The sequence below is a fragment of the Adhaeribacter arboris genome (assembly GCF_003023845.1).
Taxonomy (GTDB): domain Bacteria; phylum Bacteroidota; class Bacteroidia; order Cytophagales; family Hymenobacteraceae; genus Adhaeribacter; species Adhaeribacter arboris.
This window is the reverse complement of sequence record NZ_PYFT01000001.1, coordinates 5913607-5928831: the sequence shown is the minus strand read 5'-3', so window position 1 is coordinate 5928831 and position 15225 is coordinate 5913607. Positions and strand designations below refer to the sequence as shown.

The following is a 15225-nucleotide window of genomic DNA, read 5'->3' as shown; positions in this document are numbered from 1 at the left end:
CTTTTGATAACTAAGTTATAATTTTTCTACAATTGGTTATTATTTAAAATGCGGATAATTTATATAGCATTCCTTATCGGAATAGCTGCAGCCTGTAGTACAAAGAAAGACTCAACTTCCAAAGTTTTTTCTTCAAGGGAAGAATTATACAAAAGGAAAATCTTCATCGATACTTTATTCCAACGAAATCTAAAACAACTTACGGTACTAGTAAAGGTACCAAACCAGGACACTTTAATAGAAGTTATTCATGAAAAATGGCCTAACGAAATAGAAGTTACATTTAACATTCTAAAAAACACCTCCGGCAAAATTATTCGAATTTCAGAGTACCCTTTTAGCGAGAGTGGCGATTGGGAAATAGTTTACAGCCATTATTTTGATGATAATGGAAATACATTTGCTTTCGAAAAACAAGTAGGCGCTTTCAATACTATTTGCCCAGGAGAAGACGATTTCGATAAATTCACTATAGAAAAAGTAACCAAATTATATTCTCTTGACCATGCAATGATAGATAGCACCTATAAAATGATGGATGAAAAGAACGTGGATATAACCAGTAAAAAGTGCGAACAGGAAGTTATTAGCAACAATTCGGTGTTTAAAACTTTAAAAGAGTATAGCACAATAAAGAAAATAAATATATAGCTTAATAACACCTAGAAGCAGTAAACCACTTTTCACCAAACTGTTACAAACAGTGGCGATAATTATTTAATTCTTTTAAGATAGTATCTTTTCGGTCATTTGCACTTTTAATTTTAACGGTAATAGCATCTTTATCCGCCCCTTGCGCATTTGGTAACTGGGTTTGTAATACACTTACTTCCGCATTAATTGCATCTACCTGCTGGATTAAACCGTTAATATACGCCGTACTGGGGCAGTCTGCCAGAGGAGCGTCATCTTCGGAACATCCGCCGACGAATGCCAGGACAAAAAAGAAAGCGATGAAGGTTAAAAGTCTTAGCATGTACTATCCGGATAAGGTATAGGTCAGTTTTTTTTGTAATTTACCTTAAAATAGCACGCAATTTTTAAATTTTACAACAGGCTAGTTCTGAATCCGGTTCGTACCCCAGTTTTTCTCATTTTACTTACCTCTTTTTTGTTGTAGCTAACTTCATTCCTAATTTTATTTAACCGGAACACTCTATTAATTGGTTTATTGCGCTTTCCGTCCCTTCGTTTTCCTGCTCCCAAACCTTCGAAAGACCCGTGTTATTTAGTAAAATCGACTATTCTACTAATTATTCTTTCTTATTTCCGGATAATCTATTAGAGATTTGGCAACAATATTACCTTTGCTACCCCAAAGAAATCGCACTTTAATTAAATTCTTTATTAATTTTGGCGCATGAAATTTACCGTCGGACAAATAGCTGAATTATTAGGAGGGAAAGTAGAAGGCGATGCAACAGCTTCCGTTTATAAACTAGAGAAAATTGAAGAAGCCCGAGAAGGTTCCCTGGCTTTTTTGTCTAATCTTAAATACGAACACTACATATATACCACTCAGGCCACGGCGGTAATTGTAGCGCACTCCCTGGTTTTAAAACAACCTACTACAGCGGCTCTTATCCGGGTCGAAGATCCTTATCTGAGTTTTACGCGTTTGCTGGAAGAATACCAAAAGGTTAAAAGTCGCTTGTTGCAGGGCGTAGAAGAACCTAGCTTTATTGGGCAGAACGTTACCATTGGCGAAGCACATTACCGCGGCGCTTTTTCGTATATTGGCCATAACTGCCAGATTGGTAAAAACGTGCGCATTTACCCCCAGGCCTACATTGGCGATAATGTAAAAATTGGCGATAATACCACTATTTTTGCGGGCGCTAAAATTTACGCGGATTCTGTGATTGGTAAGGATTGCATTATCCACGCGGGTGCGGTTATTGGCAGCCATGGCTTTGGTTTTGCCCCGCAAAAAGACGGCACGTACAAAGATATTCCTCAATTAGGCAATGTTATTCTGGAAGACAACGTAAATGTAGGCGCTAATACTACCATTGATTGTGCTACCATGGGTTCTACTATTATTCGCGAAGGCACCAAAATAGACAACCTGGTGATGCTGGCACACAACGTGGAAGTTGGCCGCCATACGGTAATTGCGGCGCAAACCGGAATTTCCGGCTCCGCTAAAATTGGGGATAACTGTGTTATTGCCGGTCAGGTAGGCATTGTAGGGCATATAGCCTTAGCCAATAAAACTACCGTGGGCGCCCAATCCGGAGTTTCTAAATCTATAAAAGAAGAAGGCACCATTATTCAGGGCTCACCCGCTTTTGATTATAAGCAAAATTTACGGGCTTTAGCCGTATTGCGGCGTTTACCGGAACTGGAAAAGCAATTGAACGAACTAAAAGAAAAAATTTAACTTTGGCGGATGTATTCATTAGTAAGAGTATTACCTTACACTCAGGCCAAATTTCAATAATTTCTGATAGCCAATAAATTATAAACGTAAAACGTATCACTTAAAACGTTACGCGTACTTAGTAAATGAACGATAAACAACATACCATTCAATCGCCGGTAACAGTTTCGGGCATCGGCCTACATACGGGCGTAATGGCCAACATGACTTTTTTACCCGCGCCGGTAAATCATGGCTATAAATTTCAGCGTATCGACTTACCCGGTCAGCCCATAGTGGCCGCCGACGTAGATAATGTGGTGGATTTGTCGCGGGGTACTACCATCGAACAAAACGGGGCGCGCATTAATACGGTGGAACATACCCTAGCCGCCATGGTGGGTTTAGAGATCGATAATATTCTGATTCAATTAGATGGACCAGAGCCGCCCATTATGGATGGTTCTTCCATTGAGTTTATTCATGCCCTGGAAGCAGTAGGGCTGGAAGAACAGAATGCGCTCCGCAATTTTTTTGAAATTCCGCACGGTATCCATTACAAAGACAGCGAACGCGAAGTAGAGTTAGCCGCCTTACCTTTAAACGATTACCGGGTTACCGTAATGGTAGATTATAATTCGCCGGTTCTGGGAAGTCAGCACGCTTCCATTACGGCCATCGATCAGTTTCGGGACCAAATTGCTTCGAGCCGTACTTTTTGCTTTCTGCACGAACTGGAAGCTCTTTATAAACAAAATTTAATTAAGGGGGGCGATTTAGCCAATGCCATTGTGGTTGTAGACCGGGTAGTTACCGAAGAAGAACTGAGTAACTTAGCCACTTTATTGAATAAGCCCAAAGTAGCGGTAAAAAAAGAAGGCATTTTAAATAACGTTGAACTGCGTTACAAAAATGAACCGGCCCGGCATAAACTACTCGATCTTATCGGCGATTTAGCCCTAGTCGGCCGTCCCTTAAAAGGACAGATTTTGGCGGCCCGTCCTGGTCATGCGGCGAATGTGGCCTTTGCCAAAAAGATTAAAAAACAAATGCTGGAAGTAGCCATCCAAAATGTGCCGGTTTACGATCCTACCAAGGAACCAGTGATGGATATTAATAAAATTACGCAAACGCTGCCGCACCGCTTTCCCTTCGTATTAATTGATAAAATTATTTACCTCGACGAAAGCACCGTAATTGGGGTGAAAAATGTAACCATGAACGAGCCGCAGTTTCAGGGTCATTTTCCCACCAATCCGGTCTATCCCGGCGTTTACCAGATAGAATCCATGGCCCAAACCGGCGGTATTCTGGTACTCAGCACCGTGCCGGACCCGGAAAATTACTGGACTTATTTTTTGGGCGTAGATAAATGCCGTTTCCGTCGTAAGGTTATTCCGGGCGATACCATTATTTTTAAATGCTGGTTACTAGCGCCCATAAAAAGAGGTATTGCTAAAATGGAAGGGAAAGCCTTTGTAAACGGCAAAGTAGTGATGGAAGCCGAAATGTCGGCGAGCATCGTCCGGAAGGAAGGGGTGTAAAAGAATTTGAATTAGAAATTTTGAATTAGAAATTAACCGGAATGTTTTTAGCATTTTTTTTGATTTACTACTTCAAACTTACCTTGGCTAGAATTTAACTCATTCCATTACCTGCCATCTTAATTTCTAATTTTTAATTCCTAATTTTTAATTAAAAGAAAGAATGAATCAACCATTAGCCTATATTCACCCAGAAGCTAAAATTGCGCAAAATGTAGTAGTTGAACCTTTTTCCACCATTTATAAAAATGTCGAAATTGGCGAAGGTACGTGGGTAGGTCCTAATGTAACCATTATGGAAGGGGCGCGCATTGGCAAAAATTGCAAGTTGTACCCCGGCTGTGTCATATCCGCTGCTCCCCAGGATTTAAAATACAAAGGGGAGCCCAGCACCGTATTTATTGGGGATAATACCGTTATCCGGGAATGCGTTACCATTAACCGGGGTACGGCCATGGATAAAAATACCACTAATATCGGCAACAATTGCTTAATAATGGCCTACGTGCACATTGCCCACGATTGTATGATCGCGAATAATGTAATTGTGGTAAACTCCGTACAGTTGGCCGGTCACATCGAAATTCAGGATTACGCTATTATTGGTGGCACCACCGCGGTGCAGCAATTTGTAAAAATTGGCGCGCACGCTATGGTTGGCGGAGGATCGCTGGTGCGTAAAGATGTGCCCCCCTTCGTGAAAGCCGCCCGCGAGCCGCTTACCTATGCCGGAGTGAACTCTATTGGCTTGCGTCGCCGGGGATTTTCTAACGAAAAAATAAACGAAATTCAGGAAATCTACCGCACCTTGTTTCTGGGTGGCATGAACCACAGCAAAGCTTTAGATAGAATTGAGTTGGAAATGCTGCCCAGCGACGAACGCGATGAGATTATTAACTTCTTCCGAACATCGGAGCGAGGCGTAATTCGGGGCTATTCGCAAAGAGATGAAGATTAAGCTCACCGGGCTGGGTAAACGTTACAATTACGACTGGATTTTTCGCCATTTAACCTCCGAATTTGTTTCGAATAAGGCGTATGCTATTTTGGGCTATAACGGCTCCGGGAAATCTACTTTTATTAATACTTTATCGGGCAATTTAGTACCCAGCGAAGGTATTATTGATTATCAGGTGAATTCAAAAACGGTACCCGTGGAAGAAGTTTATCGTTTTCTTTCTTTTTCGGCGCCTTACCTGGAATTAATAGAAGAGCTGACTTTAACCGAGTTAATTCAATTTCATACTCGCTTTAAACCCCTGCGGAACCTTACTCCCAATCAGCTTATCCAGCGGATGTACCTGGAAAAATCCCGCAACAAATACGTGAAAGACTTTTCGTCGGGCATGAAACAGCGGCTTAAATTAGGCTTAGCCATTTACACCGACGCTCCTCTCCTGCTCCTCGATGAGCCCACCACCAATTTAGACCAAACCGGTATTAACTGGTACCTCGAACACATTAGTCAGAACCAAGCCGATCGTTTAGTAATTGTTTGTTCTAACATTGCCCACGAATACCAATTCTGCCACGAAACTTTAGATATTACGCAGTATCATTTTCCGAAGTAAATGTAAATAAAGGTTTCTTGAAAAGGTCTTCTTTTACGGTAGACTCGTTTTAAGAAAGTTCTCCATAAAACTTCACTGCAATTGTATTTACTTATCTTACTTATAGCTCCGAAATTCTACTTATTACTGCTCAATCTCTTGAAATTATTGTCTCACGTTCCCCAAGGGTATAATTCGGGGGGTTGATGGGCATCGCGGTAATTATGCAGCGGATGCACGGCTTCGGTTTCATCAATAAACAGAAAAGCATTATAACGCTCCGTTATACGGGAAGGTACGTAATTGCCAAAAGCTTCAAACTCCGGATTATACACGACACCAATGGCCCGGTGGCCAACGGGCTTTTGCAATTCTGGCAGGTCACGTAGTTCCTCGGTTAAAAGTAATTTATCCCCGGGGCCGGCTTCGTGTAAACGGGCTTCCCAGCTATTAGGCTTAGCTCGGGGCACTTCCATTTTTTGCATGGTGGCTCCCCATTGTCTGCCCGCCATTACCGTACCCCAATACGACCCAAAACCTACCAGAAAAGCGTTTTCTGAACCGTGCTCTTCCCGTACCAATTGCCCAATGTTCACCATGCCGCTACGGGCCATATCAGTAGCACGGGCATCGCCAATGTGCGTATTATGTTCCCAGATAATAGCTTTAGACTCGGGTCCATGAAAATCCATCAAACGATTTAAAGTTTCCATCATGTGCCGGTCGCGCACGTTCCAGGAGCTACCGCCCCCTCTAATCATAGCCCGGTAATATTTTTCGGCGTTTACCGCCACTAAAGCATTTTGTTCCGCCCCGAAATTGGCCTCCCGGTCGCCGGAAAACTGGGGGGCATTCGCTGAAATTTTCTGCAGCATTTCCAGCACTTCGTTCTCACAACCTTTATCTACGAACGCAATGGCCTCGGCGTAGGCTTGTGGATCGTCACCGAAGGGCTCAAAACAACGAAAAGCTCTTTTGGCCGCTTCTACCGTAGTGCCATCATTATGTTCCAGGTATTTCACAATCTGCTCCAAAGAATCCCATAGGCTGTACACATCCAAGCCGTAAAAACCAGCTTTATGCTCCGGGGCCTCATTTTGGTTATGTTCCCGCAGCCATTCTACCAGCGCGGCGACTTCCCAGTTTCCCCACATCCAGGTAGGCCAGCGGGTAAAATTTTTCAAAACATCCCGCACCGAATTGCCCGCCTCGGGGTAGCCTTTTACGAAACGGTTTACCAAGTAACAATCCGGCCAATCGCCCTCTACGGAGATAAAATTAAAATTTTTCTCCGTAATTAGCCGGCGCGAAATAGTTGTTCGCCAAGTATAGTATTCGGAAGTACCGTGCGAGGCCTCTCCCAGCAGTACAAACCGGGCATCGCCAATAGCATCAAGCAGTACATCTAAACTTTGCTTATTTTTGAGCGGGTAATACGGAATTTTACTTGAAGCCATAATACAACTGGTTTAAATCCACGAGACTTATTTGTACCCGATAATCCGTTGATAAGTTGTTTCGGAAGAAGTATTTCTACCTAGAATAGTCAGTAATGCAGCTTCTTTCCGTATTTATAACAGCTTGGTTAAAGCGGAATAAGATTGTTTGCCCCGGCAAACAAATTGAACTTATTGCAGCCCTGTTGTCCAGAACTGGCGCAAGTTTTAGCGCAGTGAGACTTGTGCCTGACAGACAAATGCCAGTCTCCGGACTGGCAAAACGTAACTTCTGGGTAGTAGTGCTATGGCTGGGCTTTAGAAAATTCTAAAAAATACGAGTTGTCAGCTTGCCCTAGCGGTAATATTCATTCTAATTTTTCACAAGCATTGTACACGTCAGTCGGAAGACGGACGTATGTTCGTAGTCACCAGTGACGCTACGCTTAACACTGGCGCCAGAATCAGTAGTAGTTTTAAATTGAAAGGCCATGATCTTTCTAAAAACAAAAAAAATCCTCCTGGATTACCGGAGGACTCTAGCAACATAAAACGTTTAACGTACAACCTAATACATAAAACTACGATTTTGTCTGTTTCGAAAATACCCGTTTTAATAACTCGGTGGTACGAGCTACCGGGTTTTCGCGAATATTAGCTTCTTCCTGGGCTACGAGTAAAAATAAACCGTCCATTGCTTTTTTAGTAGCATAATCATTCAGGTTGGGGTTCACTTTCTGAGTCAGCGGAAGAGCATTATAAGCCGTCATAACATCAGTATAATACTTGGTAGCATAGGTTTTATCCAGCGATTGCTGAATATGCGGCGCAAAAGCCCGGTATAATTCGTCGGAAGTAGTGCGTCTTAAAAATTGGGTAGCGGCATCTTTTTCGCCGGTTAAAATATTCCAGACATCTTTAAAAGTTAATTTCCGGATAGCGCCAATAAAAATAGGTTTAGCCGTTTGAGCCGCATCTTCCGCTGCGCGGTTCAGCGACAACACAAATTTATCTACCTGGCTCCCTAATCCTACGCTGCGTAAAGTAGATTCTACGCGTTTTACATCCTGCGGGAACGGAATACGTATTAACTGATTGCCGAAATAACCATCTTTTTGCGAAGCTTGCGTGGCGCCTTTGGCAATACCTTGCGTTAAAGCTTCTTTTAAGCCACCGGCAACTTCTTCGGAAGTAAGCGGTTTACTTTTATTTAAAGCCTCGTTTATAGTACCAACGTTAGGTAACTTAATTAGTTGACCGGAGCAATTAAAAGAAAAAATAGAGAAAAATAACAAAAGGTATAAGGAGCAGGTTTTCATGCGGAACATCATCATTAGCGTTAAATTAAAGCTCAAATAACCAATAAATGCAGAAATCGAACCAAAACACCAACATAATATTGGCCGAAATAATTACCATCGGCGACGAAATTTTATACGGCCAGGTAATAGATACCAATTCGGCCTTTATGGGCGCGGAATTAGGAAAAATTGGCATTAAGATTAAGCAAATCACTTCGGTTTCAGATGATGCCACGCATATTAAAAAATCGTTGGATGATGCCCGCACCCGGGCCGATGTTATTTTAATTACCGGCGGTTTGGGGCCTACCAAAGATGATTTAACTAAAACTACGTTGGCCTCCTACTTTGGCGTAGGCTTAAAATTAGACGAACAATCGCTGGCCGATGTAACCGAAATATTCCGGCGGCACGGGCGGGAGGTAACGGAAATTAACCGCCAGCAAGCGTTTTTACCGGAAAACTGCCAAGCGGTGCGCAACGTTCTGGGTACCGCGCCGGGCATGTGGTTCGAGGTAGATAACAAAATTATGGTATCCATGCCGGGTGTACCCTTCGAAATGAAACGTATGATGACGGATACCGTGCTGCCGCGTTTACAGCAATATTTCGGGTTACCGAAGATTAACCATAAAGTCATCATGACCATTGGTATTGGGGAATCTTTTCTGGCCGAAAAAATTGCGGATTGGGAAGATAACCTGCCTAAGAATATAAAACTGGCCTATTTACCCAACTTGGGCAGTGTACGCCTGCGTTTAACTGGCTTTGATACCGGTATCGACGACCTGGAAGCTCAAATGCAGGCCGAAGTAGATAAATTAAGTAAAATTATTCCGGAATACATTTTTGCTTACGGCGAAGTAAGTTTACCGGAAGCTATTGGCAATCTGCTTAAAAAACATTACCTCACTATCTCTACTGCCGAAAGTTGCACCGGTGGAAACATAGCTCATAAATTAACTACTATATCTGGTTCTTCCGCTTATTTTAAAGGCAGCATTGTGGCCTACAGTAATGCGGTAAAAGTAGAACAGCTCGGGGTTTCGGAAACCACTTTAGAAACTTTTGGGGCGGTTAGTGAAGAAACGGTGAGTGAAATGGCCCAGAACATTCGTCAGCTAATGAAAACGGATATTGGCTTAGCCACCAGCGGCATTGCCGGGCCGACCGGCGGCACGTCCGATAAACCAGTAGGCACTATCTGGATAGCCTACGCCGATGCGCACCAAACCGTAGCGAAAAAACTTAATTTTAACCGTACCCGCGAACTGAATATTGAATATACCACTATGTTCGCGCTGAACCTGGTACGGCAAAGTTTACCCGAAGCCTTTCGGAACGGGTAATTTTTCCTAACTTTGGCGGGTCAAACAAACTGTTTTGGTACTTTTTAATCTTTTAAAAAGGCGGTTACTTAACTGTTATGGTTGTTTTAAAAGCTCTTCAAATTTCTAAAGATTGGAATCAAGGTTGTACTTTACAGCTTAAAATCCTTAAATAAACTATATGGCACTGGTAGAAATGGTAATGCCCAAAATGGGCGAAAGTATCATGGAGGGAACGATACTGCGTTGGTTAAAAAACGTCGGCGACCGCATCGAAGAAGATGAATCGGTACTCGAAGTAGCCACTGATAAAGTAGATACCGAAGTACCGGCCATTCAGGGAGGAATCTTAACGCAAATATTAGCGAATGAAGGCGATGTTATTCCGGTTGGCCAGGCCATTGCTTTAATTGAGACGAATGGTAATGCTACTCCAGCACCCGTTTCTGAATCCGTTGCCAAGACTGAAGTAAATAACGCCGTATCAGTTGCTTCGCCAGAAGCAGAGAAGTCTACTCCTACTCCCAACCCTCCTGTGTCGTCTGAAACTGCACCTGAACTATCGGAAGCAAAACCAAAACCTACTTTCGAGGGCAGGTTCTACTCGCCACTAGTACTGAATATTGCCCGTCAAGAAGGAATAAGCATGGCTGAACTGGAAAAAATTCCCGGTACAGGTAGTGAAGGCAGAGTAACTAAAAAAGACATGCTGGAATACCTGGAGCATCGGCAAGAAACACCAGAAGTAAATGCGCCCGCCGCCGAGGTAGCTGCTACTCCCGTGTCGGCTCCTGCTGAAGCATCTTCCCAACCTATTGCTACTCCTGAACCGGCAATTACTGCTACTACTTCACAACCGGCTATTTCGGTGACGGGTAACGTGGAAATTATAGAAATGGACCGCATGCGGAAAATGATTGCGCAGCGCATGGTAGATAGCAAACGCATTTCGCCGCATGTTACTTCTTTTGTGGAGGCCGACGTGACCAATATTGTGATGTGGCGGAATAAAATGAAAGATGCTTACCAAAAACGAGAAGGCGAAAACCTGACTTTCACGCCTATTTTTATAGAAGCCGTAGCTAAAGCCATTAAAGACTTTCCGATGATTAACATCTCCGTGGATGGAGACCGGATTATTCGGCATCGAAATATTAATATTGGTATGGCTGTAGCCTTACCGAGCGGTAATTTAATTGTTCCGGTGATTAAAAATGCCGACCAAATGAACCTGAACGGCATTACTAAAAAGGTTAACGATTTAGCCAATCGCGCCCGTATGAATAAATTAACTCCCGATGATTTATCCGATGGCACGTATACCTTAACCAATGTAGGTTCTTTCGGCAACGTTTTAGGAACGCCCATCATTATGCAACCGCAAGTGGCTATATTAGCAGTTGGCGCTATCAAGAAAAAACCCGCTGTAATCGAAACACCGCAAGGTGATTTAATCGGTATCCGGCATTTCATGTTTTTATCGCATTCCTACGACCACCGGGTAGTAGATGGTTCACTGGGCGGCATGTTCGTAAAACGCGTATCCGATTACCTGGAAAACTTCGACCTAGACACCAAAATTTAATAAATTAATAAATTCAACTCCTAAAGCCTATCTTCCGGATGGGCTTTTTGCTTTTCTACTAGTCCAATCAGCAAGCACAAATTAATAGGCTTGATTCGGAGTATAAATTCCTTTTCACCTTTCATCCCACCTCATAAAGTTAACTATAGGTAACAAACCCAGTTTGGCTATGGAGGGCCTTCTAAGGTTCTGGTGCCGAAGAATGAGGCATCTCTACGCAGGAGAGAAGGAAGCTCAGAAGGCCCTCTACAGCCAAACGAGGCTCGCCGGCCAGGAGGCAAACAGGTTACTGCTCAACTCCCATCAGCACCACAGCCTCGAGACTTAAAAAGCTCCAAAGAAAATAGAAAATCCTACCTGTCCATTTTAAAAATTTCACCTTATCCATTCCTGGACATACTGTCCATTCGTGGACAATATTCAAGAGCCTTAAAACATATAAATTATTGATAATCAGATAATAACCTTTCCTGGCATCTACTTTGAAAATGTAGTAGCAAGTCATTAACATTTCTAAAAATGGACAGAGAAATTGCTCCGGAAAAACTCCGGAAAAACAAACTAAAAAACTACAGCAAACTAGCCGGATTATTCGTGCTGGTTGCCGCTGGTCTGTTAGCCTTCCGGTTTGTCCTGCGCCCTTCGGAGAATCGCTCGAGTTTACGCACTTCCATTGTTACCCAAGGTCCGATGGAAGCCTCACTGAATGCTACGGGTGTTTTAGTACCAGAAAACGAAGCCGTCGTAACCAGCCCGATTCAGGCCCGGTTAGAAGCCGTGCTGCACCACGCCGGCGAAAAAATTACGGCCAACCAACCCATTCTGCAATTAGATAAAGAATATACCAAACTATCCTACCGCAAACTGCAGGACGAACAACAACTTAACCAAAACGAAACCAGCAAACTGCAATTAAAACTGGCTAAAGAAGTTAGTGAGCTACAATCCCGGTACAACATTAAACAAATGCAGGTAAAACGCTTACAGGCGGCATTAAGCGACGAAAAATATTTACTTTCCATTGGTGGCGGTACCGAAGAAAACGTGCGGCAAGCTGAAATGAACCTGAAAGTTGCCCAACTGGAAGCCGACCAACTCGCGGCTCAAATCCGACAACAAAAGCAAGCCAATTCCGCTGACCTGAAAGATGTAGGCTTTGAAATGAGCATTCAAGAACGGAACCTGCAGGAAATGCAGCGCAAGCTCGACCAAGCCGACCTTAAATCCCCCATAAGTGGCGTGCTGACCTTTGTGAATGAAGAAATTGGCACTACGGTTAACCCTGGCGATGCCCTGGTTCGGGTGGCAGATTTAAGTAGTTTTAAAGTAAAAGCCACTATTGCCGATTCCTACGCCGACCAGTTACAACCCGGTGGGCCCGTTACGGTGCGCCTGAACGATACCGACCTGAAAGGTACCATTGCTACTATCCGGCCCGCCGTCGAAAATGGACAAGTTACCTTCTTTGTACAATTAGAGCAGAAAAATCATCCGCAATTACGGTCGAACCTGCGCGTGGAAGTATTTGTGATTACTTCTTTTAAAAACCAAGCTACCCGGGTTAAAAATGGTCCTTTCTTTACGGGCGCCCGCGACCAGAAAGTATTTGTGATAAAAGGCGACAAAGCTATTGCCCGCACGGTACAAATTGGCTTAAGCAACTTTGATTGGGTAGAACTGCAAGGCGTACAGCCGGGCGAAGAAGTAGTTATCTCCGATACGAAAGAATTCCAACACCTGGATGAATTTACCATCAAGAATAACTAAACCCCTTTACAGCTGAAATTATGAAAAAACTCATACTATTTTTCCTGCTGCTAACGGGCTTTTACAACACCCAGGCACAGGAAGTAAACCAAGCAGTTACGCTGGAACAGGTAATTGCCCAGGCCCAAAAAAACTCGCTCACCGTTCGGCAGGCCGAAACCAGCCGGGAAACCAGCTACTGGCAATGGCGCACTTACCTGGCTGACTACAAACCTACCCTAAGTTTAGCCAGCACCTTACCGGATTTCAGTCGCAGCATTAATGCTGTTACCCAGCCCGATGGCACTACCGATTTTAAACAAGTAAGCCTGAACAACTCACAGCTAAATTTAGGTGTTACTCAATCCATTGGTCTAACCGGCGGGCAAATATTTGTAAATTCCCAACTACAGCGCTTCGATGATTTTAATGCGGGAGCTACTCGTTATAATACCAATCCAGCTCTTATCGGTTTTTCACAACCCTTATTCCGATTTAACAAACTGGCCTGGGCCCGTAAAATTGAGCCTTTACGCTACGCCGAATCGCAGAAGAAATTTGTAGAAGACCGCGAAACCATTGCCCAGGATATTACTAAATTATATTTCGATTTATTATTGCAACAGGTAAACCAAAGTATTGCCACCAAAAACCGCACGAACACCGAAGACATTATCCGGATTGCCGAAGAAAAATTTAAACTGGGTAAAATTTCTAAAAACGATGTGCTGCAACTGCGCCTGAGTTTATTGAATACCCAGATTGCCCAAGCAGAAGCCGATTTAGCCGTAAAAAATGCGACGCTGGCGCTAAATAGTTACTTAGGTGAGCCTTCTAACAAACAAATGCTGCTGGCAGTACCTGGAAATTTGCCTCTATTACAAGTAACCGAAAACCAGGCGCTGGAGCAAGCCCGGCAAAACCGGAAAGAAAGTTTGGCTTTTAAACGTGCTTTGCTCCAAGCCGAGCGCAACCTGGCTGAAGCACGGCAATCTAACGGCTTTAATGCTACTATGTTTGCCACTTTTGGCTTAACCAATCAGGCTACCACTTTAATAGATTCTTATGGTAATACCGAAAACCAGCAACAAATTCGGGTGGGTTTTGAACTACCAATTATGGATGGCGGAAAACAGAAGTCCCTCCGCAAAACGGCCCAAGCAAATTTAAAATTAACGCAGTACGCCGTAGAACAAGACCAATTAGAATTTGAGCAAAATATTAGAACGCAGGTAAACCAGTTTGAAATGCTGAAAACCCGCGTGGCTATAACCACCGAAGCCGACCAGATAGCCCAGAGCCGCTACGACATAGCTAAAGCCACTTACGTGATTGGCCGCATCAGCATTACTGATTTAAACATTGCCCTCGGCGAAAAAGACCAGGCCAAACGCGCTTACATTGCGTCGCTACGCGATTTCTGGACCGCCTTTTACAACTTAAGAACGCTTACTTTATACGATTTCGAAAAAAATATACCGCTAACGCTAGAACCATGAACCACTTTAAATTAGACCCGCTTGCTACTAACCCTGTTGTAGCTGCTGAACCTACTCCCAGCATGATTACCCTCACCGACATTGAGAAGGTTTACCAAACCAAGACCATTGAAACGGTAGCCTTGCACAACATTAACCTGGATATCCGGAAAGGAGAATTTGTCTCTATAATGGGTCCCTCGGGTTGCGGCAAAAGTACCTTGCTCAATATTATGGGCTTATTAGATGAGCCTACCAACGGTACTGTTTCTATCGACGGTTCCCCGGTTCGTTCCTTCTCCGACCAGGCCTTGGCGCGATTACGCAACCAGAAAATTGGTTTTGTTTTCCAGAGTTATCATTTAATTAATGATCTATCGGTGACGGATAATGTGGAATTGCCTCTTCTGTACCGTACCATGTCTAGCTCCGAACGGCGGAAACGGGCCATTGAAGCGTTGCACAAAGTAGGTTTAAGTGCCCGCACGAATCATTATCCGAATCAGCTTTCAGGTGGGCAGCGTCAGCGGGTAGCTATTGCCCGAGCTTTGGCTGGTCAGCCCGAAATTATCTTGGCCGACGAACCCACTGGTAACCTCGACTCCGTAATGGGCAACGAAATTATGGACATACTACTGCGCCTGAACCAGGAAGAAGGTACCACCATCGTCATGGTAACCCACGACGAATTAATGGCCAAGAAAACCGAACGCCTCATCCGGTTATTCGATGGCAGCCAGGTACTGTAGTAAGTTGCAGGTTACAGGTTGAAAGTTGGAAAGTTAAAAAGTTTTAAGGTTGAAAAATTTTAAGTTTTTCCGCCAATTGAAGAGGAAAATTCTACTCGGAATTTTTCAACTATTCCCTCACAGCTTCCAGCTTTAAATTTTTAATT

General features: G+C 43.6%; 13 protein-coding genes. 10 read left to right on the top strand and 3 right to left on the bottom strand.

The window, feature by feature from the left end; translation table 11 throughout:
* The first annotated feature begins 48 nt into the window (after window positions 1-48).
* On the top strand, window positions 49-651 hold the full coding sequence (locus AHMF7605_RS24110) for a hypothetical protein (protein ID WP_106932529.1): 603 nt from the start codon (window positions 49-51) through the stop codon (window positions 649-651).
* Window positions 652-694: 43 nt separating this feature from the next.
* Here the strand turns inward: AHMF7605_RS24110 and AHMF7605_RS24105 are convergent, their stop codons facing one another.
* Complete coding sequence (locus AHMF7605_RS24105) at window positions 695-976, bottom strand: hypothetical protein (protein ID WP_106932528.1); 282 nt, start codon at window positions 974-976, stop codon at window positions 695-697.
* A 384-nt stretch (window positions 977-1360) separates the two neighbouring features.
* Between AHMF7605_RS24105 and lpxD the strand changes: the two genes are divergently transcribed.
* From lpxD to AHMF7605_RS24085, 4 genes are all read left to right on the top strand, one after another.
* Window positions 1361-2383, top strand: a complete 1023-nt coding sequence (gene lpxD, locus AHMF7605_RS24100; protein WP_106932527.1) for a UDP-3-O-(3-hydroxymyristoyl)glucosamine N-acyltransferase — start codon at window positions 1361-1363, stop codon at window positions 2381-2383.
* Between the two features lie 125 nt (window positions 2384-2508).
* Complete coding sequence (locus AHMF7605_RS24095) at window positions 2509-3906, top strand: bifunctional UDP-3-O-[3-hydroxymyristoyl] N-acetylglucosamine deacetylase/3-hydroxyacyl-ACP dehydratase (RefSeq protein WP_106932526.1); 1398 nt, start codon at window positions 2509-2511, stop codon at window positions 3904-3906.
* Window positions 3907-4069: 163 nt separating this feature from the next.
* On the top strand, window positions 4070-4864 hold the full coding sequence (gene lpxA / locus AHMF7605_RS24090) for an acyl-ACP--UDP-N-acetylglucosamine O-acyltransferase (RefSeq protein WP_106932525.1): 795 nt from the start codon (window positions 4070-4072) through the stop codon (window positions 4862-4864).
* Window positions 4854-5477: an ABC transporter ATP-binding protein gene (locus tag AHMF7605_RS24085; protein WP_106932524.1), complete on the top strand. Its 624-nt coding sequence runs from the start codon at window positions 4854-4856 to the stop codon at window positions 5475-5477. The genes lpxA and AHMF7605_RS24085 overlap by 11 nt, the downstream gene beginning before the upstream one ends.
* Before the next feature lie 152 nt (window positions 5478-5629).
* Here AHMF7605_RS24085 and AHMF7605_RS24080 read toward each other — a convergent pair whose 3' ends face one another.
* Both AHMF7605_RS24080 and AHMF7605_RS24070 read right to left on the bottom strand, forming a co-directional pair.
* Entirely contained in the window at window positions 5630-6913 is a 1284-nt protein-coding gene (locus AHMF7605_RS24080) for an erythromycin esterase family protein (protein ID WP_106932523.1), read from the bottom strand.
* Between the two features lie 560 nt (window positions 6914-7473).
* Window positions 7474-8223, bottom strand: coding sequence for a DUF4197 domain-containing protein (locus AHMF7605_RS24070; protein WP_394336242.1), 750 nt, complete (start codon window positions 8221-8223; stop codon window positions 7474-7476).
* Window positions 8224-8258: 35 nt separating this feature from the next.
* Between AHMF7605_RS24070 and AHMF7605_RS24065 the strand changes: the two genes are divergently transcribed.
* The 5 genes from AHMF7605_RS24065 (at window position 8259) to AHMF7605_RS24040 (ending at window position 15079) form a co-directional block, all read left to right on the top strand.
* Window positions 8259-9542: a competence/damage-inducible protein A gene (locus AHMF7605_RS24065; protein WP_106932521.1), complete on the top strand. Its 1284-nt coding sequence runs from the start codon at window positions 8259-8261 to the stop codon at window positions 9540-9542.
* 160 nt (window positions 9543-9702) lie between these two features.
* A complete protein-coding gene (locus tag AHMF7605_RS24060) occupies window positions 9703-11106 on the top strand; it encodes a dihydrolipoamide acetyltransferase family protein (protein WP_106932520.1) in 1404 nt (467 codons plus the stop codon).
* Between the two features lie 519 nt (window positions 11107-11625).
* Entirely contained in the window at window positions 11626-12873 is a 1248-nt protein-coding gene (locus AHMF7605_RS24050) for an efflux RND transporter periplasmic adaptor subunit (RefSeq protein WP_106932518.1), read from the top strand.
* A 20-nt stretch (window positions 12874-12893) separates the two neighbouring features.
* Window positions 12894-14351: a TolC family protein gene (locus tag AHMF7605_RS24045; RefSeq protein WP_106932517.1), complete on the top strand. Its 1458-nt coding sequence runs from the start codon at window positions 12894-12896 to the stop codon at window positions 14349-14351.
* 62 nt (window positions 14352-14413) lie between these two features.
* Window positions 14414-15079 (top strand): ABC transporter ATP-binding protein, encoded by a 666-nt coding sequence (locus tag AHMF7605_RS24040; protein WP_106933598.1) that lies wholly within the window; start codon window positions 14414-14416, stop codon window positions 15077-15079.
* Window positions 15080-15225 lie beyond the last annotated feature (146 nt).

Coding starts and splice junctions, on each gene's coding strand:
- AHMF7605_RS24110 (WP_106932529.1), top strand. CDS start 49: ATGCGGATAATTTATATAGCATTCCTTATCGGAATAGCTGCAGCCTGT.
- AHMF7605_RS24105 (WP_106932528.1), bottom strand. CDS start 976: ATGCTAAGACTTTTAACCTTCATCGCTTTCTTTTTTGTCCTGGCATTC.
- lpxD (WP_106932527.1), top strand. CDS start 1,361: ATGAAATTTACCGTCGGACAAATAGCTGAATTATTAGGAGGGAAAGTA.
- AHMF7605_RS24095 (WP_106932526.1), top strand. CDS start 2,509: ATGAACGATAAACAACATACCATTCAATCGCCGGTAACAGTTTCGGGC.
- lpxA (WP_106932525.1), top strand. CDS start 4,070: ATGAATCAACCATTAGCCTATATTCACCCAGAAGCTAAAATTGCGCAA.
- AHMF7605_RS24085 (WP_106932524.1), top strand. CDS start 4,854: ATGAAGATTAAGCTCACCGGGCTGGGTAAACGTTACAATTACGACTGG.
- AHMF7605_RS24080 (WP_106932523.1), bottom strand. CDS start 6,913: ATGGCTTCAAGTAAAATTCCGTATTACCCGCTCAAAAATAAGCAAAGT.
- AHMF7605_RS24070 (WP_394336242.1), bottom strand. CDS start 8,223: ATGATGTTCCGCATGAAAACCTGCTCCTTATACCTTTTGTTATTTTTC.
- AHMF7605_RS24065 (WP_106932521.1), top strand. CDS start 8,259: ATGCAGAAATCGAACCAAAACACCAACATAATATTGGCCGAAATAATT.
- AHMF7605_RS24060 (WP_106932520.1), top strand. CDS start 9,703: ATGGCACTGGTAGAAATGGTAATGCCCAAAATGGGCGAAAGTATCATG.
- AHMF7605_RS24050 (WP_106932518.1), top strand. CDS start 11,626: ATGGACAGAGAAATTGCTCCGGAAAAACTCCGGAAAAACAAACTAAAA.
- AHMF7605_RS24045 (WP_106932517.1), top strand. CDS start 12,894: ATGAAAAAACTCATACTATTTTTCCTGCTGCTAACGGGCTTTTACAAC.
- AHMF7605_RS24040 (WP_106933598.1), top strand. CDS start 14,414: ATGATTACCCTCACCGACATTGAGAAGGTTTACCAAACCAAGACCATT.